This is a genomic window from Patulibacter americanus DSM 16676 (assembly GCF_000420025.1).
GTDB classification, from domain to species: Bacteria; Actinomycetota; Thermoleophilia; order Solirubrobacterales; family Solirubrobacteraceae; genus Patulibacter; species Patulibacter americanus.
Map to the genome: position 1 here is coordinate 145,314 of NZ_ATUD01000010.1, position 22,494 is coordinate 167,807.

The window sequence follows — 22,494 nt, forward strand, 5'->3', positions numbered from 1 at the left end:
CCGGTCCGTCACTCCCCGGTGGGGGCGCGCAGGAGCCCGCGACACGGGCTGTCCGGCCGCAGTGCGGGGCGCCGGGCCCCCGGAGCCACCCCGGGATCCCGCACCACGCGGTTGTCCTCGGCGCGGTAGCCCGCGCCGCCCTGGTCCCCGCCGTCCCGGCCGGTGGGGCCCGAGGGGTCGCGGGCCGCGAGGCAGTTCTCCCGCACGACGTTGCCGCGGCCGACCGTCGTGCCGGGGCTATAGAAGGACTCCACGTTCCAGCGGGCGCGCGAGTCCGCGATCACGTTGTGCTCCACGACGTTGCCGTTCGACGTCGAGGAGCCGAGGCCGCTGAAGATGATCCCCGTGCCGTTGCCCGTCAGGACGTTGCCCGCGATGAGGGCGCCCTGCACGTCGGAGTAGAGCTGCAGGCCGCGGTCGGCGTTGCCGTCGACGAGGTTGCCGACGATCCGCGCGTCCGTCGTCGCCTGCGCGTAGATCCCGTGCTCCAGGTTCGTGCGCGGCAGCCGCCCGCAGTCGTGGATGCGGTTGCCCCGCAGCTCCACCCGGTCCGCCCGGCCGAACCGGCCGAGGCGGTCGCCCAGCACGAAGCAGATCGCCGTGTGGTCGTTCGTCACGTCGTTGTCGATGAACGCGACGTCGTCCGCGTTGACCGTCGGGCTCGGGCACGGCCGCCCGCCACACAGCGCGCCCTGCTCGATGCCCTCGAGCCGCAGCCCGTGGACGGTGACGAAGGGGGCCTCGCGGGTGATGAGCAGCCGGCCGCGCAGCGTCGCGCGGGCACCCGGCGCCGACCGCAGCCGCACGCGGGCGCCCGAGCGGCCGCCGCGGTCCAGGGTGACGTCGCCGACGTGGACCCCGGCGGCGAGGCAGCCCGTGTCGCCCGGCTCCAGGGCGGCGGCAAGCCGGTCGACATCGCCGAAGGGGGCGTCGCGGGAGCCGTCGCCGCCGGTCGCGCCGGGGGCCGCCCAACGCGTGCACGGCCCCTCGTCGTCCCGCCCCCCGAGGGCCGCCAGGACCGCGACGGCGACGATCAGGGCGGCGACCAGGCCGACGGCCACGGAGCGCCGCCGCACCTCACGCCTCGCGCAGCAGCCGGGCGACGTGCGTCAGGCGGACGAGCTGCTGCAGCATCCGCGGCGGCATCCGGGTCAGGGGCGCCCGGGCGAGCACGCCGGCGTAGGTCGGGTCGACGTGCTCGCGCAGCGCACCGTCGCGGCGCAGGTCGACCCGCACCTCGCGCTGCATCCGCCGCAGGGCGTCGGCCTGCGCGGCGACCCGCCGCACGCCGTTGCCGCGCGTCGCCGAGCCGATGGTGCGGCGGATCTTGTCCGCCTTCTCGCCCCACAGCATGTAGCCCGCGCGGTCCGCGTCGTCGGGCCAGGTGGTCGCCGCGCCGCCGAAGGGCAGGCGCTCGAGCTGCGGGCAGAGCGCGTGGATCATGCCCCGGCGCCAGCGGTCGTGCTCGCGGTCGTCCTCGTGCAGCGACCAGACGACCGGCAGCAGGTCCGCCGACCAGCCGGGCGCCACCGTGTCGAAGTACGGCTCGTAGGCGAAGTGCGTGGGGGCCGCCCAGTTCGCGGTGCGCTCGAGGACGAAGAACGCCTCGGCGAGGAACGCCGTGGGCAGGCCGGCCGCGGCCCACGCCCGCGGGCCCTCGGCGCCGCGCTCGCACACCCGCTCGTACGCCCCGCGGCGCCCCAGGTGCCCGGGCCGCGTGTGCACCCAGGCGGCGACGGACTCGCGGACGACGTCGTCCTGGCTCGTGCCCTGCGTGAGCGCGATGCCGTGCGTGAGCCAGCCGAGCTCGACGGCGGTGCCGGAGAGGACGATCGGGGTGCGCCCGTCCGTGCCGACGCTCGACGGGGTCGAGTCGAACGGGGACACGCCGGCGGTGACCGCGCGCATCCAGCGCTCGGCGTCGTCCGCGTGCGTCGTCGGGGTCCGGACCTCGTGGGGCAGCCCGAGCACGCTGGTGAGCGTCCGCGCCACCCGCACGTCGTCCGTCTCGGGGTACGCCGGGTCCTCCTCAAGGGCGTTCGTGAAGCAGTGCGGCTCGACGCCCGCGGCCAGCGCGGCGGAGAGGATCACGCGGGAGTCGCGCCCGCCGCTCAGTCCGAGCTCGAGCGGGCCGGGGGCGTCGCGGGCGACCGCGGCGACGGTGTCGCGCAGCAGCTCGGCTCCGGCCTCCACGTCGCGGTGCACCGGGCGCTCCGCGGCGGCGAGCGCCACGTCGACGAGGCGGTCGCTCGACGGACGCAGCCGGCCCTCCCGCGCCGTGGTGCGGCCCGGGGGCAGCCGGTGGACGCCCGCCCACGGGGTCCGCACGCCGAAGATCCAGCTCGCCACGAGGTAGTCCTCGATGGCGGCGTGGTCGAAGCCCGGGTGGGGCGGCAGGCGCGCGAGCAGCGAGGGGCTGTTCGAGAGCGCGACCTCGCCGCGGGGCAGCTCGCGGACGTAGAGGGCGTAGGCCCCCATCCGGTCGCAGGTCACCGCGACCTCGTCGCCCGCGACGTCGAGCAGGCCGAAGCGCCCGTCCAGGCCCGTGACGTCGACCGGTCCGTCCGTCGGCAGCGGGCGCGCCCGGTCGATCGGGAACCCGTCGAGGACCTGGCGGCGACCGGCGTCGCCCCACACCCGGCCGGGGCCGCCGGTCCGGTCCGGTGGGTGACCCGTGCCGACGACGACGGTCCGGCCGGAGACGCTCGACCAGGAGTGCGTGTGGCCGTCGGCGAGGCCCGGGACCGCGGCGGCCACGGCCGCGCAGGCGGCCCGGGCGGCGTCCCCGAGATCCTCCGGGACCCGGTCGCGGTGGGTCAGGGCGAGGAAGAGCTGCACGCGGGCGGGGACCGGGGAGGAGGTCGCGGCGCAGCCTATCCCGCGGCGGGACGTGGCGCGTGGGCGCTCACGGTCCGGCGGGGGTGCGACGCCACGGCAGGCGCTCCAGCGCGCCGTCCAGGCCGAGGTCGGCCGCCGCGCCCGTGAGCCGGCCGGGCGTCACGACGCGGAGCGCGAGGGCCGCGCCGGCCCCGGCCAGGGGCACCGCCACGAGCAGCTCGACGGCGGCCGGGGCGCCGGACAGCAGGACGTGCGCGGCGCCCGCGCCGACCCCCACGCCCGCCGCCGCGACGAGCGGTGGCCACAGCGCCCGGGCGACGCCGCCGGCCGGCACGCCGACGTAGCGGTGCGCCCAGAACAGGAACGTGGCGACGTAGAGGACGCTGGCGCCCGTCCCGGCCCAGGCCACGGCGGACAGCCCGCTGTCGGCGGCGAGCGTCATGCCGAGGTAGAGCACCGGGATGTGGAGCAGGTGCAGGCCGACCATGCCCCACTGCCGGCCCTGCGCCTTGCCCGCGTCGCCCAGGGGGAAGATCACGGTGTGGATCGCCGCCGTGACGGCGACGGCCCGCAGCACGGGGACCGCGTCCTCCCAGCGGTCGCCGAGCAGCAGGTGCACCAGCGGGTCGGCGAGCACCGCCAGCAGCACGCCGACCGGGACGGTGTAGAGGGCCAGGATGCCGATGAGCGCGAGGGTCGCGTCGATCATCCCGCCGCCCCGGCGACGGGAGAGGGCGGGGAACGCGACGCCCGAGACGGTCCACGTGATGTTCGAGATCGCGAGCTCGGGGAGCCGGAAGGCGATGGTGTAGACGCCGAGGGCGGCCGTCCCGAGGACGTGGCCGACGACGATCGCGTCGGCGCGCGCCGAGACGACCGCGAGGATCTCGAGCACCGCCGCCGCGCCGCCGTAGCCGATCATCGTGCGCGCGATCGCCTTGTCGAAGATCACCCGCGGGCGGTAGCCCGTGATCCGCCACTGCAGGGCGACCCACGTGGCGGTGCCGGCCAGCAGCCCCACCACGAGGGCCGCGGTCCCCGCCCCGGCGAACGCCAGGCCCACGGAGACGACCGCCTGCGCGACGGCCTGCCCGACCTGGGGCACGATCCGGCGCGAGAACGCCATGTCGCGCAGCAGCAGGCCGTCGTGGACGTTGGCCAGCGACGCCAGCAGCAGGTTGAGCATGCCCAGCCGGAACAGCCACTCCGCCTCGGGCGCGCCGAAGAACGCGGCGACCGGCCCGGCCAGAACGACGCCGAGGGCGGTCAGACCGAGCGCCAGGACGGCGTTGACCGTGAACGCCACGTGCACGCGGCGGGTGACGCCCTGCTCCTGCTCGTAGACGACGGTGGCCTGCATCCCCAGGTCGCTGCCGAGCTGCATGAACGCCAGGAACGTGACGACCGCGCCGAGCGTGCCGAACTCGTCCGGCGCGAGCAGCCGGGCGAGCACGAGGACGGAGACGAGGCCGAGGAGTTTGGAGAGCGCGAGCGAGCCGACGGACCAGACGACGCCGCGGCGGACGGCGCTACCCACGGCGCGCGAGCACCGCGTCGTAGACCTCGCGGTGGCGGGCGACCCAGGCGTCCGGCGTGAACCGCGACGCGTAGAGCGTGCGGGCCCCGGCGGCCAGACGCGCCCGGCGGGCGTCGTCGTCGGCCAGGGCGACGACGGCCTCGGCCAGCGGCCCCGCCTCGGGCTCCGGGCCGAGCAGCACGCCGATGCGGTCGTCGACGAGCTCGGGCACGCCGCCGACGGCCGTGGCGACGACCGGCAGGCCGGCGGCGATGGCCTCGATGAGCGCCATCGGCAGGCCTTCGGCGCGCGAGGGCTGCACGAAGACGTCGGACGCATCGAGGATCCGCATGACGTCCATCCGCTCGCCGAGCAGGCGGATCGCGCCCTCGCCGAGCTCGTCGGCGGCGGCCTGCACGAGCCCGCGTTGCTCGCCGTCGCCGACGACGAGCAGGTGGGCGCGGGGAACGCGACGGCGGATCTCGCGGAACGCGTCGACGGCGACGTCGTGGCCCTTCTCCGGGCGCATGACGGAGACCATCGTCACGAGGAACGCGTCGGCCGGCAGGCCGAGCTCGGCGCGGACGACGGCGGGATCGGCGTGGACGCTCGGGCGGCCGACGGCGTTGCGGATCGCCACGACCCGGTCGCGCCGCTCCAGCGCGGTGCGGAGGTAGCGGGTGCGGTCCGCGTCGGACACGGTGATGACGCGGTCGGCCGCCACGCGGCGCACGCCGGCCGCGATCGTCGCCGTCACCCTGCGCTGCAGGCCGGGCAGGATCTGCGCGCGGTGGACCGTCGAGACGGTCGGCAGGTCCAGGTGCAGGGCGCTGAGCCCGCCGAGAATGTCGGCGTAGTCCAGGTGGGTGTGGAGGATGTCGGGCCGCACGCGCCGCAGGTGGGCGTGGACCCGACGCAGGTCGCTCCGGCCCAGCAGCGACGAGGTCCGCACGTGCTCGACGGCCACGCCCGCCGCCCGCACGCGGTCGGCCGCGGGGCCGGACGGCAGGTGCCCGACGTGGGCGACCGTGAGCCGGATGCCCCCGGCGCCCGCCGCGGCGGCGAACTCCGCGACGACCATCTCCGCACCGCCCAGGCCGAGCTGGCCGACGAGCGCGTGGACGTGCAGCGGGGCGCTCATGCGGCCGCCTCCGCCGCACGGCGGTCGCGCAGCTCCCGGGCCTTGTCGTACGCCTTCAGGCGCAGGCGGGCGCGGCGGTAGCCGTAGGTGCGGGACGGCTCCTCGCGGGTCGAGAGCTCGCGCTTGTAGCGGGCGTCGCCGGCGAGGTGGTCGTAGAGGGCGACGCCGCGGGTGCGGGCGGCCTCCATCGCGAGGACGTGCGCCACGATCCCCGGGCGCAGGCGGTTGTCGTCGAAGCGCCGGAACCCGCTCTGGTACGCCCGCAGGCGATCGCCGTCGCGGAAGCCGTAGAGCGCGCCGATCGTCTCCTCGCCGCAGCGGACGCGGACCATGGTCGCGCGGCCCGCGGCCACGAGGAGCGGGGCAACCTCGCGGTGGAACCCGACGAAGCTCGCGCTGGAGAAGACCCCCGGCTTGCCGACGGCCTGCCAGGCGTCCTGGTGCAGGTCGATGAGCTCCTCGAGGACATCCCCGGCGTCCTCGGCCGTCTCCGCCCAGTCCAGCGTGAGGGGCCCGCGGGCGGCCATCGCGCGCAGGGTCGTGCGCACGCGCCGGCGGGGGCCTCCGCGCAGGCCGCCGGGGATGTCCTGCTCGGGGGTCAGGCCGGCGAGGTCGTACTGGTAGGCCGTGCGGTCGACGACCGTGAGCGCGTCGGCGGGCCAGCGGTCGACGAACGCGGGGGCGTCCTCCTCAGCGATCCGCTCCACGCGCAGCTCGTGCCACCAGCGACGGCGCAGCGCGAGGTCGCAGACGGCGGTCATGACGGCCGCGTCGTCGCCGGGGGTGGCGGCGGGGCCGTTGGCCTCGGGGCAGAGCTCCTCGCCCTGCGGCTCGCCGCCCGTCCCGACGTGGCACCAGCGCACGGTGGCCGGGCCGTAGCGGCGCTCGTGGCGGACGAGCAGCGTGGCGCCGCGCGGGGCGCCCGTGCCGTCCTCGACGACCACGAGCTCGTGCCGCAGGCGCGGGCCGTAGTGCCGCAGCCAGGCGGCGGTCCACGTCCAGGTGCGCGAGACGGGCAGGTCGGGCCGGGCGGCCTCGACGGCACGCCACGCGGCCTCGAAGGCGGCGGGCGCGTCGGGGCCCTCGAGCGCGCGGGCCCGCAGGACGGTCGCGTCTCCCGGCGTGGACGGTCCGGACGCGGCGATTCCGCGGGTGCCGCGGGCGCCGGTCGACGCCGCGCCGGTCGTCCCGTCGCCCGCCGCACCGGCCGCCACCGCGTCGGCCGTCCGGGCGGCCCGGACGCTCCGCGACGCCAGGCGGCGCGTCAGCTCGCCGCGGGCGCCCGCCGCGGGCAGGATCAGCGTCGAGAGCCCGATCCGGTCGGGCCACAGGCGGTTGATCATCGGGTTGTCGGGCACGGCGCAGGAGTCGACGAGCGCGACGTCGCCGCGGGCGTGCGCCCAGCTCGCGATGTCGCCCATCAGGTGCACCCCGGGGGTGCCCCGCCGCAGCGTCTCGTCGTGCCCGATCTTCAAGGTGGAGAGGGTGGCGTCGGGGCCGGGGGTGCGCAGCGCCAGCACGCTCGCGGCGGTGCGGTCGCCGGCGTGCAGCTCGAGCAGGTGCAGGCGGCCGAGCGCGGCGAAGGCGGCGGCGGACTCGCGCTGGAACCGCTCGTGCGCGGGGTCGGAGGCGAGCGCGCTGCCGGCCTCGCCCTTCCAGCCCGCCGCCTCGAGCGCCAGGAACTGGTCCAGGGCGCCGGGGTCGTCCGTCGTCTCGACGAGCGCGGGCTCGCCGCCGAGCTCCGCGCCGAGCGAGCGGCGGGTCCGGGCGAGCTCGCGGCGACGCTTGCCGTTCATGGCGCGGGCGAGGGCGTCGTCCTGCGGGCCGCGCAGCACCGCGGCGCGTTCGGCCCGGTCGTGCACGAACGCGGCCGCGGGCCGGGCGGCGCCGGCGGCCATGAGGGCGGCGGCGACGGGGCCGTCCGTCACGTGCTCCAGGGCGAGGAACGCGCGCGAGGCGACGCCGTCGATCGCGGCGACCAGGCCGGCCGCGGCCCGCTCCGCGGCGCCGGCGCGCAGGAGCGGCGTGCCGGAGAACGTGTAGGGGTGCCGCCACGAGCGCAGGCAGGGGAGCCACAGGTCGGCGAACTTCGGCCGGGCCAGCACGGGGACCGCCGCGAGCCACTCCTCGCCGTCGGTCACGACGAGCAGCCGCGCCGCGTCGCCGCCGGGGAGGTGACGGGCCGCGGGCTCGAGGAACGCCGGCTCGAGGAAGACGTTGTGCTCCAGCGCGTCGTCGCAGAGCGCCGCCCACGCGGCGCGCCCCCGGTCGTCGAGGCCGGCGAGGGGAAGGAGCGATGCGGTCATCGGGAGGGGTCCGGGAAGGAGGGCGCCGGGGCGGCGGGGGAGACCGCGGAGGCGGCGGAGGGGTTCGGGCGGGCGGCGGCGGAGCCCGTGGCGAGCTCGACCGCCAGCAGGACCGGCCCGAGGCTGAGGAGCACCCAGAACACGCGGTCGTTGCCGTTGGCGATGAAGGTCGACGCCGCGAGCGAGCCGATCTGGCCCACGGCCACGGCCCGCGCGAGGTGGGCCAGGTCGGGGCGCCCCGCGCGGGCGAAGCGCCCGGCGGCGAGCAGGCTCGCGAGGACGCAGGCCCCGAACGCCCCGATCAGGAGCGCCAGGCCGATCGCGCCGTTCTCCGTCAGGGCCTGCAGCCAGACGTCGTGGGTGACGAGCGGGGTGTCGACGATCATGCCGGGCCGCTCGAGGAACCCGACCCGCTGGGCGTAGCCGGGCTGGACGACGACGAAGTTGCCCGTGCCGACCCCGAGCAGGGTGTGGTCGCTGGCGACGCGCACCGCCACGTTCCAGATGTCGGTCCGGCCCGTGCCGGACGTGTCGTCCTGGGTGAGCCGGTCGACCGCGCGCGGCTGCGCGGCGAGGAACAGGCCGAGGAGCACGACGACGACCGCGAGCGCGCCGAGGATGCGGCCGCGGTACTCGCGCAGCAGCACGAACGCGACGACGGCGGCCACGGCGGCGGCGACCATCCCGCCGCGCGACTGCGTGGCGACGAGGCCGTAGAGGAGGACGGGGACCGCCAGCAGCAGGAGCGGGCGGAACCGGCGGACGGCGGGGACGCCGAGCAGCCCCGCGGTGATCGCCAGCGCGGCGACGATGTCGGCGGCGAGGTAGTTCGGGTCGGTGATGCCGACCTGCAGGCGGCCGGCCGCGGCCTCGAACGACGCCTGCTGGTCCACGGGCGCGGCGTTGGACCCCGTGAGCACGCCGGCGATCACGGCGAGCGTCGCCCCGGCGACGAACGCCCCGGCGACGACGAGCGCGTCGCGAGGCCGCTCGCACGCCACGACGAGCACCGGCAACGCGGCGACGGCGATGGCCCAGTGCTGCAGGCCGAGCCGCGCGACGCCGGCGTCCTGGGCCCACACGATCGAGCAGGCGCTCCACAGCATCATGAGCGCCACGAGCGCCAGCGCCCAGCGGGTGCGGGCGACGGCGCGACGGGCGTGCGGGGCACGGTCCGCGAGCGTCCCCGCCCAGCCCGCCAGGAGCAGCACGGACGTCCCCGTGACCGCGCCGTGGGTGCCCGGCGCGCCCGCCAGGTACAGCGCGACGATCCAGATGCCGACGGCCACGGGCAGGTCGACGACGAGGAACGCGCCGAAGACGAGCGCACCGGCGGCCGCGAGGCCCAGGCGGGCGTCGTGGGTGACGGCGAGCCCCAGCAGCGCGGCGGCCGCGACGAGCGCCGGCACGATCAGGCGGGGCGAGAGGCGGGAGAGGTGGTCGGCGGTGGACATGGCGCGGGCGGCGGGCTCAGGCACGGAGGCCCAGCGCCTCGACGTACTGCGCCTCGACCGCGCCCGCCACAGCGTCCCACGTGTAGCGCTCCGCATGACGATCGCGCCCCGCGGCCGCCCGGACGCGCGCAGCGGACGGATCGTCGAGCGTGCGGGCCAGCGCGTCGGCCATCGCCCGGGGCTCGCCCGGCGGGACGAGCAGCGCGTGGACGCCGTCGGTCACCGCGTCCGGGATCCCGCCGACGGCCGTGGCGACGACGGGAAGCCCGGCGGCGAGGTGCTCGAGCAGGGCGAGGGGCAGGTTCTCGTGGTCCGACGGCAGCAGCGCGACGTCCGAGGCGGCGAGCACGGCGGGGACGTCCTCGCGGCGCCCGGCGAAGCGCACCGCGTCCGCGACGCCGAGCTCGGAGGCCAGCCGTCGCAGCTCGGGGCCGGTGCCTTCCCGGTCCTGCGCCGGACCCCCGCCGACGACGAGCAGGCGGACCCGGGGGTGGCGCTCGCGCAGCAGGGCGAGGGCCCGCAGCGCGGTGGCGTGCCCCTTCTCCGGGCGCAGCATCGCGCTCACGACGACCGCGACGTCGTCGGGCTCCAGCCCGAGCGCGCGCCGCAGCGCCGCGCGCTCGGCGGCCGGCAGCGCGACGCCCTCCGGTGCCCCGTTGGGCACCACCCGGACCTTGCGCTCCGGCACCCGCTCGTGGTCGACGAGCGCGCGGAGCGACCACGTCGAGGGGACGAGCACGCGGTCGGCGAACGGGCCGACGATCCACGGGTTCACCGCGCCCTGCGCTCCCCAGGCGCGGACGCCGCCGCGGCGGAGGAAGGGCGTGTGCTCGTGGGCGACGAGGGCGCGCGCGCCGCCGAGGCGGCGCAGCGCCGGGCCCCAGGCGTTCGAGCCGAAGAGATGGGTGTGCAGCACGTCGACGCGGGCGCGGCGCAGCTCGCGCACCACGGGCGCCCACTCCCAGGCGCGGCGGGTCGCGGTGCGGTCCAGCGCGAGCACGCGCAGCCCGGCGTCCCGCAGCGCGGTCGCCGCCGGCCCGTCCTGGGCCTCGCGCGAGCCCACCACGGTGACGTCGTGCCGGGCGGCCAGCCGGGTCGCGATCTCGACGGCGGCGCGCTCCGCGCCGCCCCCGGAGAGGTGGTCGATGACGGTCAGGACCCGCAGGCGCCGCGGGGCGGAGGCGGGAGGGAGGGACACGGGACGGGGGACGGTAGTCCTCCCCGCCCCGGGGGCGCGGGCGATCGCGCCCGTCACGCGGGCCGGCGCAGCGGCTTCGGGGCGCTCGCGCGCAGCCGGGAGCGGCGCGGGAGCTCGCGCACGGCGGAGCCCAGGAACGCGGCGCCCCAGGTCAGGTGCATCGTCACGAGCACCGCGGCCAGCGCGGGCGCGTCGCGCAGCGCGGGGCGCATGCGGAGCACCTGGGTCACGATCGCCAGCGCGTAGAGCACGGCGAGGACGCGGCCCGGCAGGCCCGCGATCCCGGGGATCAGCGCCGAGGCGAGGACGACGGGCAGCCCGGAGGCGGCGAGCCGCACCGGGCCGCAGCTCGACGGGTGGCGGGCGAACGTCTTGGCGCGGAAGCTGCCGTAGCGCCAGTACTGCTTGGCCAGGCGTCGCAGCGAGTTCCGGGGCACGTAGCGGGCACCCATCGCGCCGAGGCAGACGATCTTGCCGCCCTGGGCGAGCAGGCGCGAGGCCATCTCGGAGTCCTGGTTGACCGGCCACTCGGCGTCCCAGCCGCCGAGCGCGTCGACGGTGGAGCGGCGCCAGACGCCGGTGAACACGCTCGTGGTCAGGGGCCACTCGCCCTGGGCGGTCGCGTCCTCCGCCTGCCACTTGTTCGAGGCGCCGCGGCCGAGGCCGCCGGAGAGCGCGGTGGCGACGAGGCCGGAGAAGCGGTCGCGGCCGACGGGGACCTGCGGGCCGCAGACCCAGTCGACGTCGCCGCGACGCAGGCGCTCGACGCCGCGGCGCAGGTAGCCGGCGGGGTAGGCGGTGTGGGCGTCCATCCGGGCGATGAACTTGCCGCGGGCGGCGCGCAGGCCGACGTTCAGCGCGTGCGCCGTGGTGCGGTGCGGGTTGTCGAGGATGCGGATCCGATCGTCCGCCCACTGCATGCGCTCCAGCAGGGCGACCGTCCCGTCGTCGGAGCGGCCGTCGATGAAGAGCAGCTCGAACGTGCCCTCGAAGTCCTGGCCGAGCATCGCCGCGACGCTCGCGCGGAGGTGCTGCTCCTCGTTCAGCACGGGCACCAGCACGCTGACGTCGACCGTGGCGTGCACGCCGGCCGTCGTGGGCTGCTCCATCCCGCGGGGGCGCGCGGGGATCGGCGCCAGGCCCTCGAGGATCCCTGCCGGTTCGTCGAGGCGCGGCTGGGGACGGACGACCTGCAACATGCACTGGATGGTCCTCCGAACGGCCCTGTTCTCCCATCGGGCGACGGGGCGATCGGCAGGCTGAACGCGGCTCCCCCCGGCCTGCACGGGGAGCACCGGGTGTCGCGCTCCCCCTATCGGCTGACGGGCCCATCCCACGCTCGCCGCCGCCGGGGTGGGTCCGTAGGCTGCCCCGCATGCCCGGCCCCGCACCCGCGCGACCGCAGGCGGCCCGCCGGGTCGGCTACCTCGTCTCCCGGTTCCCCTCCCTGACGGAGACGTTCGTGCTGCGCGAGCTGGAGGCCGTGGACGCCCACGGGGGCGTCGCGCTGTCCCTCATGTCGCTGTTTCCGCCCCTGGACCGGACGACCCAGCCGGCCGCCGAGGCGTGGATCCCGCGGCGCCACCGGCCGGGCCCGGCGGCGGTCGTTCGCGCGCTCGTCGGATGGCTCGTCCGCCGGCCCGTGCGCACCGCGGCCACCGTCGGGCGCGTGGTCCTCGACCACCGCCGGCGGCCGCCCGTGCTGCTCAAGGCGCTCGTCACGACCGGGGTCGGCCTGGCCCAGGCCGCGCACGTCCGCCGCCACGGGGTGCAGCACGTCCACGCGCACTTCGCCGCGATGCCGGCGCTCGCGGCGTGGACGATCCATCGCCTGACGGGGGCGACCTACAGCGTCACCCCGCACGCGCACGACGTCTTCATCCACCAGGAGGGCCTGCGCACCCGGCTCTCCGAGGCGTCCTTCGTCGTGGCGATCTCCACGTTCCACCGGACGTTCCTCGCCGGCCACGGCGCCGACCCGGCGCGGCTGCCGGTGATCGGGATGGGGATCGACCTGGCCGAGCACGCCTACGCCCCGCCGTCCCGGGACCGCGCCCGGCCGCCGCGGCTCCTGATGGTGTCGAGCTTCAAGGAGTACAAGGGCCACCGCTACCTGATCGAGGCCCTCGCGCTCGAGCCGCGGCTCGCCGACGCGCACCTCGAGCTCGTCGGCACGGGACCGCTGCTCGACGCGGTGCGGGCGCAGGTCGCCGCGCACGGCCTGGCGGACCGCGTGACCTTCGCCGGCCCGCAGCCCGCCGCGGCGGTGCTGGAGCGCCTGCGCACCGCGGACGTGCTGGTGCAGCCGTCCGTCGTGCAGGCGGACGGCGACACGGAGGGCCTGCCGACGACCCTCGTGGAGGGGGCCGCCTGCGGCGTCAGCCTCGTCGCCACGCGGGTCGCGGGCGTGCCGGACCTCGTGCGGGAGGGCGAGACGGGCGCCCTGGCCGAGCCGCGCGACGCGCGGGGCCTGGCCGACGCGCTGCTCCGCGTGCTCGACCTGGACGACGTCGGGCTGGAGCGGATGCGGCGAGCGGCGCGCGCGCACGTGGAGGAGCACCACGACGCCACGCGGGCGGCCACGACGCTCGTGGCGTGGTTCCGCGCCGCCCCGGACGCCCCGCCCACCGCGGCCTGAGCCGGGGCGGGTGGAGCGTCCGCGACGGCGCGGAGGCGACCGGCGGGACGGGAGGCCGGGCCTGGGGCGCAGCTGCGCGCGGGCCGGCCGGACGACTAGTGGCGGCCGGCGAGCACGCGCTCGCGGACCTGGTGCACGCGGGCGCCGGCGAGCTTGCGGGCGTCCTCGATGCGCGAGGCACCCGGCAGCTGCGGCGACTTGCCGCGCTGGCGCAGGCGGTGGTTGGCGGACCACAGACGGCCGCGGCGGCTCGTGGTCGGGGTGCGCCACGTGATGGAGAGCGAGATGGAGACGCCGTCGCCGTTCTGCACCCAGTGCGGGGCGTCCGGCGGCACGTAGACGCCCTGGCCGGGCGCGAGCGCGACGGCCTCGAGTCCCGCCGGGATGCGCGAGATGTTGCGGTGCGAGCCGGAGTGGAACCGCTCGAGCTCGCGGGCGCGGGTCTCGTCGTCCTCGAACGCGCCGACGTGCATCGTCTTCGTGCCGCGGATCTGGAGCAGGAAGTTGTGCTCGGGGTCGACGTGCGCCGGGGTGACGGAGCCGGGGGCGGAGACGAAGATGAACGCCTCGCGCAGCAGCCGGGTGTTCTCGCCGCCGGGGACGATCGGGTCGATGCCGTCGAGCAGGCGGTCCAGCAGCGCCTTGTAGCGCGGGTTCTGCTCCACGTTCTTCAGGACGAGCCAGGAGCCGTTCTCCTCGATCTCGGCCAGCACCTGGGCGCCGGTGCGCCCGAGCCGCGGGGCCTCGCCGCCGGGCAGCTCGACGGGGACGGCGCCGAGGTTGTGCTCGACGAGCTCCTCCGGGTGGGACTCGGCCAGGGCGACGAGCGCGTCGACCTGGAGGAGGGCCTCACCCTGGACGGAGTGGGCCACCCGCACGGGGGTGTGGTCATAGGCGGCGGCGAAGGTTGAGGCGTCGATGTCGATCATGGCGAGGCTCACGGGGACGGGGTCGGTGGCGGACGGCGGGACGGGGGACACAGCGGTGGCCGGCATGACTAGCCGACCGCGACGGTGGTGCGGCGGGAGGCGGCGCGCTCGGCCGGGACCGGCGCGTTGAGCGGGTAGACGTCCTGGACGGCGGGACGCTGCGGCCCGAGGACGTACTTCGCGGCGGGGGCGCGGACCTCGAACTGCTTCTCGAACAACGTCAGGCGCACCGTCTCGAGCAGGATCGCGAGGTCGAGCACCAGCGAGCGGTGCTTGATGTAGAAGAGGTCGTTGCCGAGCTTGAGCGCGCTCTCCTCGGCCGTGCGGGCGTAGCCGCAGCGCACGCGGGCCCAGCCCGTGATGCCCGGGCGCACCGTGTGGCGGTACGGGAACAGCGGGATGTCGGTCTCGAGCTCCTCCGAGATCCGGACCTGCTCGGGGCGGGGGCCGACGAGGCTCATGTCGCCGCGCAGCACGTTGATGAGCTGCGGCAGCTCGTCGATGTGCGTCTTGCGCAGGATCGCGCCGAGGCGGGTCACGCGCGGGTCGCCCGGGGAGGACCAGTCCGCGCCGGTGCCGCGCATCGTGCGGAGCTTGAGGATGGAGAACGCGCGCCCGCCGAGGCCGACGCGGTCCTGGCGGAAGAAGACGCCGCCCTCGCGGTCCGCCGCGATGAACGGGGCGAGCAGGAGCAGCAGGGGCGCGACGGGCACGAGCAGCACGGAGGCGACGACGACGTCGAGCACCCGGCTGGCGGTGGCGCCACGGGGGTGCGCGGCCGGGTCGGCGAGCTCGGCGAGCCAGGCGGCGTCGACGGAGGCCAGCGGCACGACGCCCAGCGCGACCTCGCAGAACCCGTCCTGCGGCATCGCGAACAGCGGGCGGCTGCGGATGGCGGCGGCGACGTGGCCGAGCACCGCGGGGCGGGCGAGGTGGTCCGTGAAGACGACGAGGTCGGCGCCGGAGGAGGCGACGAGCGCGTCGAGCTCCGTCAGCGTGTCCGTGGTGGCGACGACGCGGTAGCGGCGGGCACCGACCTCGTCGATCGTGCGGCGCAGGTCGCGCGCCTCGGCGGCGGTCCCGAGGACGAGGACGCGGGTCACGCCGAGGCGGTCCTCCAGGGCGTCCGCGGCGAGCAGGCCGCCGAAGGCCACCGCGGCGCCGGCGGTCAGCGCCAGGGCCGGCGCGCCGATGCCGAGGCCGAGCAGGCAGACCGCGGCGACCGCGAGCGCGGCGAGCACGGCGTAGGCGGCCGTGACGGCGAAGCGGGCGAGCGGGAGCGTGGCGATCGCCGCGGGGCGGCGGCCGTCGAGCACGCCGGCGGCGAGGAACGCGGCCCCGGCGAGGCCGGCGACGCGGAGGTCGCCGAGGAGGGCGACGGGGACGGCCGCGAGGGCCGGGACGAGACCCCGACGGACGGCCGGGAGGAGGAGCGTCGCGTGCCCCGCCGGGGCGGGGGCGACGGCGTCCTGGGCGGGCCGATCGGAGGTCTGGAGCACAAGGAGGATCTTCCGCTCATGGGGTGCGCTCCACCATCGGGTGACGGGGTGATCCGGGGGGCGAGCGTGTCCCTCCCCAGACGGTCGCGCGCACTCCCCCTCGGCGGAGCGGACGAGGGCGGGGCGCCGCCTCCCCCAGTCGGTTGAGGCCAGGTGGACGATCGGACGACGAGTGTTCACCTCGGATCGTCAACCCCTGCCTGCACGGCGGGTTGCGCTCCTCCGGGGCGGCGTCGGTGGCGTGTATGGTCGCCGTCCCTCCTCCGGTGTCCGCCGGACTGGACCGCGCCGGGCCGCGCCCTTCCGCGAGAGCCCGCACGCCGCACCGCACGATGCCCACCGACCGATCTCGCAGCGCCGCCGGAGACGACGGGGCGATCTGGCCCCTCCTCGCCGCGATCCGCCGCCGGTGGTGGCTCCTGTTCGTCCTGGCGATCGTCTCCGTCGGCGTCGCCGCCCTCGCGCTGAGCCAGCGCACGCCGACCTACGCGGCCGAGGCCCAGATCCTCGTCGTGCCGTTCCCGGCGGGCGACGCGAACATCACCGGCATCGAGATCCTGCGCGAGACGAACGACGGGGCCCGCGACCTGCAGACCGCCACCGCGCTCCTCACGTCTGCCCGCACGGACGAGGCCGCGGCCGCCGCCGTCGGCCGCGGCGTGACGGCCGACGAGGTCAGCCGGAGCGTCGCGCTCGAACCCATCGGCGGGAGCAACATCATCGCCGTGCGGGCCACGTCGTCGGACGCCCGCGAGGCCGCCCGCCTCGCCAACGCGTACGCCAACGCGGCGGTCGCCGAGCGCGACGACCGGATCAAGGAGCAGGCCCGGGTCGCCATCAAGGCGATCGACGGGCAGGAGGGGGCGGAGTTCGCCGCCACGCGCCAGCAGCTGCGCTCGCTCCGCGACCAGGGCGACCCGACGGTGTCCGTCTCGCAGGGCGCCGGGGTGCCGACCGCGGCCGAGGGCCCGAGCGATCCCGTCGTCCTCTTCGCCGCGCTGATCGCCGGGCTCGTGCTCGGCACGATCGGCGCGCTGCTGCTCGAGCGCGGCGACCGGCGGGTGCGCGACCGGGCCGAGCTGCTGGCGGCCGTGCCCGTCCCCGTGCTCACGGGCGTCCCCTCGCCGCGCGGCCACAAGGGCATCGACATGCCGCCGCCGGTGCGCGAGGCGTTCCGCACGCTCCAGATCCAGCTCGACCTCAAGGAGCACCCGGGCTGCCGCCGCATCCTCGTCACGAGCGCCAGCTCCGGGGACGGCAAGACGACGACGGTCCTCAACCTCGCCTTCGCGCTCATCAGCGCCGGGCACCGCGTGCTCGTCATCGACTTCGACCTGCGCGAGCCCGACCTGGGCCCGCAGCTCGGCCTGGACGACCCGACCGCGGTCGTCACGACGCTGACCACGGGCCAGGGGCTCTCGCAGATCATGCGCTCCGCCCCGCGCCTCCCGCCGCTGCGCGTCGTGCAGGCCTCGAGCGGCCCGGGCGACGTCGCGCTGCTGCCGACGCTGACCCGCCGCATGAGCGAGGTGCTCGAGGAGGCCGCGAGCATGGCGGACTACGTCCTCATCGACACCGCGCCGATCGGCGAGGTGGGCGACGCGCTCCCCCTCATGCCCGACGTCGACGACGTGCTCGTCGTCGGCCGGCCCGGCTCCACCGACCGGCGGTCCCTCGACGTCATGGCGGGGCTGTTCGAGCGCGCCGACATCACGCCGACGGGCTGGGTCGTCACGGGCGTCGAGACCACCTCCTCGCGGTACCACGAGCAGGGCGACAGCGCGGGCCGGCGGCGGCGCGGCGCCCGCCGTCGCGGCTGAGCGGCGGACCCGGTGGCGACCGCGTCCCCGCGCCGCGCCGCCGCCCGCGTCCCGCGGGCCGTCACGGCCGAGCAGGCGGCGCGCTGGGCGGTCGGCGGGGCGGTCGTGCTGGCCCTCGTCCTCGGGCGGCTCGAGGGCGGGTTCGCACCCGTCCGGTGGGCTCCGGCGGGAATCGCCCTGCTGTGGGCGGCGCCCATCGCGTGGGCGCTGACCCGCCGGACGCCGCCGTCGCGCGGCGTCCTCGTCGCGCTCGGCGCCTACGGCCTCCTGACGGCCTGGACCCTCGCGTCGGTCCTCTGGGCCGACACCCCGGGCCGCGCGCTCGACGCCGCGGGACGCACCGCCGTCTACGGGAGCGCGCTCGCCCTGGCGCTCGTGCCACGCTGGCCGCACGCGTCGCTGCGGCGGCTGCTCGGCCTGCTCGGCGCGGGGACCGTGCTCCTGGCGGCCGTGACCCTCTGGCGGGTCGTGCATGCCCCCGACCCGTCGGCGTCGTTCATCGACGGCCGGCTGATCGCGCCGGCGGGCTACGTCAACGCGGCCGCGGGCCTGTGGACGATCGCGCTGCTGCCCCTCGTGCACCTCGCGGCCGGCGGGGCCCGCCATCCGGCCCTGCGGGTGGCGGCGCTCGTGGGCGCCGGCCTCCTGCTCCAGGTCGCCCTGCTGTCCCAGAGCCGCGGCGCGACGCTCGCGCTCGTCGCGGCCGCGGTCGTGCTCGTGGCGCTGACGCCGCGCCGCGGCGCCGTGCTGCTCGCGCTGGCCGCCGTCGGCGGGGCGGGGGTGCTCGCCGCGCCGATCCTGCTCGACGTCCGCGGCGCGCCGTCCGTGCCCCTGCTCGCCGCCCGGCTGGACCGCGCGGGGGAGGAGGTCCTGATCGCACTCGGGGTGCTGGCGGTCCTGGGCGTCGCGTGGCAGGCGGCGCTGGCGCTGCTGCCCCCGCGGGTGCGGGGCGGTCTCTCGTCGCCCAGGACGGGCCTCGTGGCGACCGCCGCGACGGTCCTCGTGCTGCTCGTCGCGGTCGTGGCCGCCGTCGGCAACCCGGTCAGCTGGGCCGTCGACCGCGCCGACCAGGCGCTGAGCTCGGACGGCTACGCCGGAGTGCCGGCCAAGGGGGACCGCCTGACGGGCTCGTTGGGCTCGAACCGCGGCGACATGTACCGGGTGGCCCTGGGCGCGCTGCGCGACCACCCCGTCACGGGGGTGGGGGCGGAGGACTTCCAGCCCGTCTACCTGCGGGAGCGCCGGTCGACCGAGGCCCCCCGCTACGCCCACTCCTTCCCGCTCGGGGTCCTGGCGGGCCTCGGCGTCGTCGGCGGCCTCCTGGTCCTCGTCGCGCTCGGCACGCCCGTCCTCCTGGCGCTGCGGGCGATGCGCGGCCGATCGGCGGAGGTCCGCGCCGGCGTGGCCGCGGCGCTGGCGGGGTTCGCGGCGTGGTTCGCCGCGAGCGCCTGGGACTGGACGTGGGAGTTCCCGGCGCTGACGATCCTCGCGTTCGTGCTGCTCGGCGCGGCCGCGCGCGCCACGGACGAGGAAGGCGCCGCCCCGTCGGCGGAGCTTCGCGCGATCCGGGAGCGGGCCCGCGCCCACGGCGTCGCGGTGCCCGACGACGCCCCGCGCGCGCCGCTGCTCCCGCGCACCGGGCGCGGGCGGGCGACGGCGCTGGCGCTCGTGGCCTCGGCGCTGGCCGTGTCGGTCGGGCTGGCGGCGCTCGGGCTGGCGTCGGGGTTCCTGCGGCACGGCACCGCGCTGGCGGGCAGCGACCCGCGGGCCGCAACGGTCGCGTTCGACCGCGCGGCGCGCCTGAACCCGCTCGAGAGCGACGCGCTGCTCAGCCGCGCCATCGTCGCCCGGCGGCTCGGCGACCCCTACGCCTGGCGGGCCGATCTGCGCAGCGCCCTGGAGCGCTCGCCCGACGACTGGTTCGCGCGGCTGCAGCTCGGGCTCGCCCTCGCCGCCGACGGGCAGCTGCGCGCGGCGTTCGTGCAGCTCCGCCGCGCCCGCGAGCTCAACCCCCGCCAGCCGGCGATCCAGGAGACGATCGACGCGCTGCGCGACGGGGAGCAGGTCGACCCGGCGACGGTCGAGGCGCAGATCGCGGGCCTGCTCAACGCGCGCCTGCAGCCCGTCAGCCCGTAGGCGCCCGGGTCCGCGACCCCACGCCGCTCAGCGCGGCAGCTCGACGCGGACGATCGTGCCGCGGCCCGGGGCGGAGCGGATCCGCCACTGGCCGCCGATCGCGCGCACCCGGCGGTCGAGCGAGCGCAGGCCGATGTGGCCGTCGCGCTCCGCGGCGAGCCGGGCGGCGGGCGTCATGCCCACGCCGTCGTCGGCCACCTCGAGCACGGCGCGGTCGTTCACGATCCGCGCGCTGATCTTCACGAGGGACGCCTGCGCGTGCTTGGCGACGTTGGCCACGAGCTCGCCGGCCATGCCGACGAGCATGTCGTCCGACGCGCCGCCCAGGCCGTCGTCGAGCTCGAGCTCCACCACGAACGTGCCGCGGGCCTCGTAGCGCCGTGCGATGCGCTCGAACCGCTCGCGCACGTCGGCGCCCGTCTCGTGGTCGGGGTAGAGGTCGACCATCACGGCGCGCAGGGCCTGGATGCCCTGGTCGAGCGTCTCGATGCCGAGCTCGAGGGCCTCCTCGTCGCCGTCGCGGAACTCCTCGAGGTCCTGGCGGGCACTGATCACCATCTGCAGCGGACCGTCGTGCAGGCGCATCGAGAGACGTTCGCGCTCGTCGTGCTCGACCTGGCCGACCTCGCGCACGAGGGCGGCGCGGGCGCGGGCGAGCATCGTCACGCGGTCCGCCGTCTGTCCGCGGAGGTGCAGGGCGACGAGGCCGATGGCCGTCGACCCGAGGTACATCGCGGAGAACGTGGCCAGATCCGTCAGGGGATCGCCGTCGCCGCGGCCGAGCGCCTCGGGCATCCACAGGCCCAGGTAGCCCACCGCGCCGATCAGGATCATCACCCGGGCGGTGGCGGCGTCGGCCACCGCGGTCCACGCGAAGGGGGCGAGCCACAGCGCGGCGATCGCCATGGAGTCCTCGCCCCCGGTGTCGACCGCGGCCGCGATCACGATCAGCACGTCGACCAGGGCGACGGCGCGGGCCTGGGTCGGGTTCCAGCCGCGGCGGAGCGCGAGGGAGCCCGTCCCGAGGAGCCACGCGACCCCGATCACGAAGAGGACGATCGCGCCCGTGTCGATCTCGCCGTCGATCGCCACGAAGGTGGCGGTGACGGACGCCACGACGAGGCGGGCCATCGTTGCGCCTACGGCACTCGGGCCCCGGCGGCGCGGCGTCTCCTCGGGCTCCGGCACGTCCACGGATGGGGTGCTCTCCACGTTGCGACCCGCGGGAGCCGCGGCGACGGGAGAAACACGCACCCCCCAAATGTACCGCTCGCCCCGGCGCGCAGTACCCTCAGTGCTCATGGCCACAGGTGCGAAGGTCTCCGTCGTAGTGGCGGACGATCACCCGATCTTCCTCGAGGGTGTCCTCGGGGCCCTCTCCCGGCGCGACGACCTGGACGTCCTAGCCCAGGCAGGGGACGGCGGAGAGGCTCTGCGCCTGGTCCGCGAGCTCCGTCCGGCGGTCGCGATGCTCGACCTGCGACTGCCGGTCATGACGGGTCTGGACGTGTTGCACGCCATTCGTCGAGACGACCTCCCGACCCGCGTCCTGATCCTCTCGGGGGAACAGGCGTCGGCCGCCGTGTACGAGGCCGTGCAGGCCGGCGTGGACGGCTATCTGACCAAGGAGGCCGACCGGCGGACGATCGGCGACGCCATCGTCACCGTCGCCCGCGGCGGCACGGTGCTCGCCCCGGAGGCGCAGGCCGCGCTGACGATGGAGGTCCGCGGACGGGTGCAGGACGACGCCCCGGTGCTCTCGCCGCGTGAGCGTGAGGTCCTGCGGATGATCGCCGACGGGCTCTCGGGTCCCGCGATCGCCGCGCAGCTGCAGATCGGCACCGCGACGGTGAAGACCCACACGCAGAACGTCTACGACAAGCTCGGCGTCTCCGAGCGCGCCGCGGCCGTCGCGGTCGCGATGCGCCGCAAGCTGCTCGAATAGGCCGTACCCGGGTCGTCGGCCGGGCCCGGACGGCGCCCTCCCGACGATCGGTGGACCCCCAATCACCCGGCGGGCCGCGCCATCGGCGGGCGGCAGGATCAGCCCCGGAACCACCCGACGGCACGATGGGCACGGGGCCGCCGGATCGGCACTCTCGATGAGGTGTCCTCCGTCCCCACGTCCGAGGCGCCGGCCCCCGCCGGCGACCGCCTCCGATGAGCCCGCTCTCCGTCCCCCAGGGACGCAACCGGTTCGTGCTGCTGGCCGCCGCCGTGCTGCTGGCGGTCCTCTGCGCGTTCGGGACCGTGCAGGTGATGAGCGGCAACGCCGCGCCCTCCGCCGCCGAGCGCGCCGCCGCCTGCACGCCGGGCGGCACGGGGACGCCCACCGGCGAGGGCTACGGCGAGACCGGCGCGTCCGGCGTCCTGCCCGGCGGCTCGGGCTCCGGCTCGACCGGTTCCGGCGCGTCCGGCGGATCCCCCGACGGCGCAGGCTCGGCCGCCTGCGACCCGCCGGGGCGCGACTGCCCGACGGGCACCCCCTCGACGCCCACGGGCGACGGCTACGGCGAGACGGGCGCGTCCGGCGTCCTGCCCGGCAGCGCGGCCGCCGACGCCTGCGACCCGCCCGCCCCGGACTGCGTGACAGGCGCGCCGTCCACGCCCACGGGCGACGGCTACGGTGAGACGGGCGCCTCCGGCGTCCTCCCCGGCAGCGCGGCCGCCGACGCCTGCGACCCGCCCGCCCCGGACTGCGTGACGGGCACTCCCTCGTCGCCCACGGGCGACGGCTACGGCGAGACGGGCGCCTCCGGCGTCCTCCCCGGCGACGCGGCGAAGGCCTGCGATCCCGCCGACACCACCACTTGCACCCCCGGCACCCCGGGGTCGCCCACGGGCGACGGCTACGGCGAGACGGGCGCCTCCGGCGTCCTCCCGGGCCGCGACTGCACCACCCGCGGCGGGTCCGCGACGCCCGACGACGACGCGTCCGCTGGTCGGGGGACCGCGGACGATGACGTCGCGGGCGCCCCCGCCGTGGACTCGGACGACGCCGCCGGGGCCCCCGGCTCCG

The 22,494-nt window shown here is 77.1% G+C and carries 16 protein-coding genes; 5 read left to right on the forward strand and 11 right to left on the reverse strand.

All coding sequences use genetic code 11. The features are described 5' to 3' along the window. Positions 1 to 8: 8 nt before the first annotated feature. From F593_RS0116065 to F593_RS0116100, 8 genes are all read right to left on the reverse strand, one after another. A complete protein-coding gene (locus F593_RS0116065) occupies positions 9 to 1,076 on the reverse strand; it encodes a right-handed parallel beta-helix repeat-containing protein (protein WP_022929771.1) in 1,068 nt (355 codons plus the stop codon). Position 1,077: 1 nt separating this feature from the next. Then, a complete protein-coding gene (locus F593_RS0116070) occupies positions 1,078 to 2,838 on the reverse strand; it encodes a hypothetical protein (RefSeq protein ID WP_022929772.1) in 1,761 nt (586 codons plus the stop codon). 67 nt (positions 2,839 to 2,905) lie between these two features. Further along, on the reverse strand, positions 2,906 to 4,375 hold the full coding sequence (locus F593_RS0116075) for an oligosaccharide flippase family protein (RefSeq protein WP_022929773.1): 1,470 nt from the start codon (positions 4,373 to 4,375) through the stop codon (positions 2,906 to 2,908). After that, positions 4,368 to 5,495, reverse strand: coding sequence for a glycosyltransferase (locus tag F593_RS0116080; RefSeq protein ID WP_022929774.1), 1,128 nt, complete (start codon positions 5,493 to 5,495; stop codon positions 4,368 to 4,370). Before F593_RS0116080 ends, F593_RS0116075 begins: the two co-directional genes overlap by 8 nt. Continuing rightward, positions 5,492 to 7,801 (reverse strand): GNAT family N-acetyltransferase, encoded by a 2,310-nt coding sequence (locus tag F593_RS0116085; protein ID WP_022929775.1) that lies wholly within the window; start codon positions 7,799 to 7,801, stop codon positions 5,492 to 5,494. The genes F593_RS0116080 and F593_RS0116085 overlap by 4 nt, the downstream gene beginning before the upstream one ends. Continuing rightward, positions 7,798 to 9,279 carry an O-antigen ligase family protein gene (locus F593_RS0116090; RefSeq protein ID WP_157251878.1) on the reverse strand — a complete coding sequence of 494 codons (1,482 nt, stop codon included), beginning with the start codon at positions 9,277 to 9,279 and terminating at the stop codon, positions 7,798 to 7,800. The genes F593_RS0116085 and F593_RS0116090 overlap by 4 nt, the downstream gene beginning before the upstream one ends. After that, on the reverse strand, positions 9,272 to 10,453 hold the full coding sequence (locus tag F593_RS28630; protein WP_022929777.1) for a glycosyltransferase family 4 protein: 1,182 nt from the start codon (positions 10,451 to 10,453) through the stop codon (positions 9,272 to 9,274). Before F593_RS28630 ends, F593_RS0116090 begins: the two co-directional genes overlap by 8 nt. A gap of 53 nt (positions 10,454 to 10,506) precedes the next feature. Continuing rightward, positions 10,507 to 11,652, reverse strand: coding sequence for a glycosyltransferase (locus F593_RS0116100; protein WP_022929778.1), 1,146 nt, complete (start codon positions 11,650 to 11,652; stop codon positions 10,507 to 10,509). Between the two features lie 176 nt (positions 11,653 to 11,828). Between F593_RS0116100 and F593_RS25950 the strand changes: the two genes are divergently transcribed. Then, positions 11,829 to 13,091, forward strand: coding sequence for a glycosyltransferase (locus F593_RS25950; RefSeq protein ID WP_022929779.1), 1,263 nt, complete (start codon positions 11,829 to 11,831; stop codon positions 13,089 to 13,091). 95 nt (positions 13,092 to 13,186) lie between these two features. On the opposite strand, the gene F593_RS25955 is transcribed toward F593_RS25950, so the two are convergent. Beyond that, complete coding sequence (locus tag F593_RS25955) at positions 13,187 to 14,032, reverse strand: JmjC domain-containing protein (protein WP_169449205.1); 846 nt, start codon at positions 14,030 to 14,032, stop codon at positions 13,187 to 13,189. A gap of 56 nt (positions 14,033 to 14,088) precedes the next feature. Beyond that, entirely contained in the window at positions 14,089 to 15,519 is a 1,431-nt protein-coding gene (locus F593_RS28635) for a sugar transferase (RefSeq protein WP_022929781.1), read from the reverse strand. A gap of 332 nt (positions 15,520 to 15,851) precedes the next feature. Between F593_RS28635 and F593_RS0116120 the strand changes: the two genes are divergently transcribed. Next, positions 15,852 to 17,339, forward strand: a complete 1,488-nt coding sequence (locus F593_RS0116120; protein WP_169449206.1) for a tyrosine-protein kinase domain-containing protein — start codon at positions 15,852 to 15,854, stop codon at positions 17,337 to 17,339. Between the two features lie 12 nt (positions 17,340 to 17,351). Beyond that, the gene (locus F593_RS0116125; RefSeq protein WP_022929783.1) at positions 17,352 to 19,475 is read left to right on the forward strand and encodes an O-antigen ligase family protein; all 2,124 of its coding nucleotides are present in this window, start codon (positions 17,352 to 17,354) and stop codon (positions 19,473 to 19,475) included. A gap of 27 nt (positions 19,476 to 19,502) precedes the next feature. Here F593_RS0116125 and F593_RS0116130 read toward each other — a convergent pair whose 3' ends face one another. Further along, on the reverse strand, positions 19,503 to 20,606 hold the full coding sequence (locus F593_RS0116130; RefSeq protein ID WP_169449207.1) for a sensor histidine kinase: 1,104 nt from the start codon (positions 20,604 to 20,606) through the stop codon (positions 19,503 to 19,505). Positions 20,607 to 20,775: 169 nt separating this feature from the next. On the opposite strand from F593_RS0116130, the gene F593_RS0116135 reads away from it, so the two are divergent. Together F593_RS0116135 and F593_RS0116140 are read left to right on the forward strand one after the other, a co-directional pair. Beyond that, entirely contained in the window at positions 20,776 to 21,420 is a 645-nt protein-coding gene (locus F593_RS0116135) for a response regulator (RefSeq protein WP_022929785.1), read from the forward strand. 215 nt (positions 21,421 to 21,635) lie between these two features. Next, positions 21,636 to 22,494: hypothetical protein (locus tag F593_RS0116140; protein WP_022929786.1), on the forward strand; the 859-nt coding region annotated here is incomplete at its 3' end.

What these genes read in the sequence shown, in the direction of transcription:
- F593_RS0116135 (WP_022929785.1), top strand. Translation starts at nt 20,776, where the DNA reads ATGGCCACAGGTGCGAAGGTCTCCGTCGTAGTGGCGGACGATCACCCG.
- F593_RS0116130 (WP_169449207.1), bottom strand. Translation starts at nt 20,606, where the DNA reads ATGGCCCGCCTCGTCGTGGCGTCCGTCACCGCCACCTTCGTGGCGATC.
- F593_RS0116100 (WP_022929778.1), bottom strand. Translation starts at nt 11,652, where the DNA reads ATGTTGCAGGTCGTCCGTCCCCAGCCGCGCCTCGACGAACCGGCAGGG.
- F593_RS0116080 (WP_022929774.1), bottom strand. Translation starts at nt 5,495, where the DNA reads ATGAGCGCCCCGCTGCACGTCCACGCGCTCGTCGGCCAGCTCGGCCTG.
- F593_RS25950 (WP_022929779.1), top strand. Translation starts at nt 11,829, where the DNA reads ATGCCCGGCCCCGCACCCGCGCGACCGCAGGCGGCCCGCCGGGTCGGC.
- F593_RS0116085 (WP_022929775.1), bottom strand. Translation starts at nt 7,801, where the DNA reads ATGACCGCATCGCTCCTTCCCCTCGCCGGCCTCGACGACCGGGGGCGC.
- F593_RS0116120 (WP_169449206.1), top strand. Translation starts at nt 15,852, where the DNA reads ATGCCCACCGACCGATCTCGCAGCGCCGCCGGAGACGACGGGGCGATC.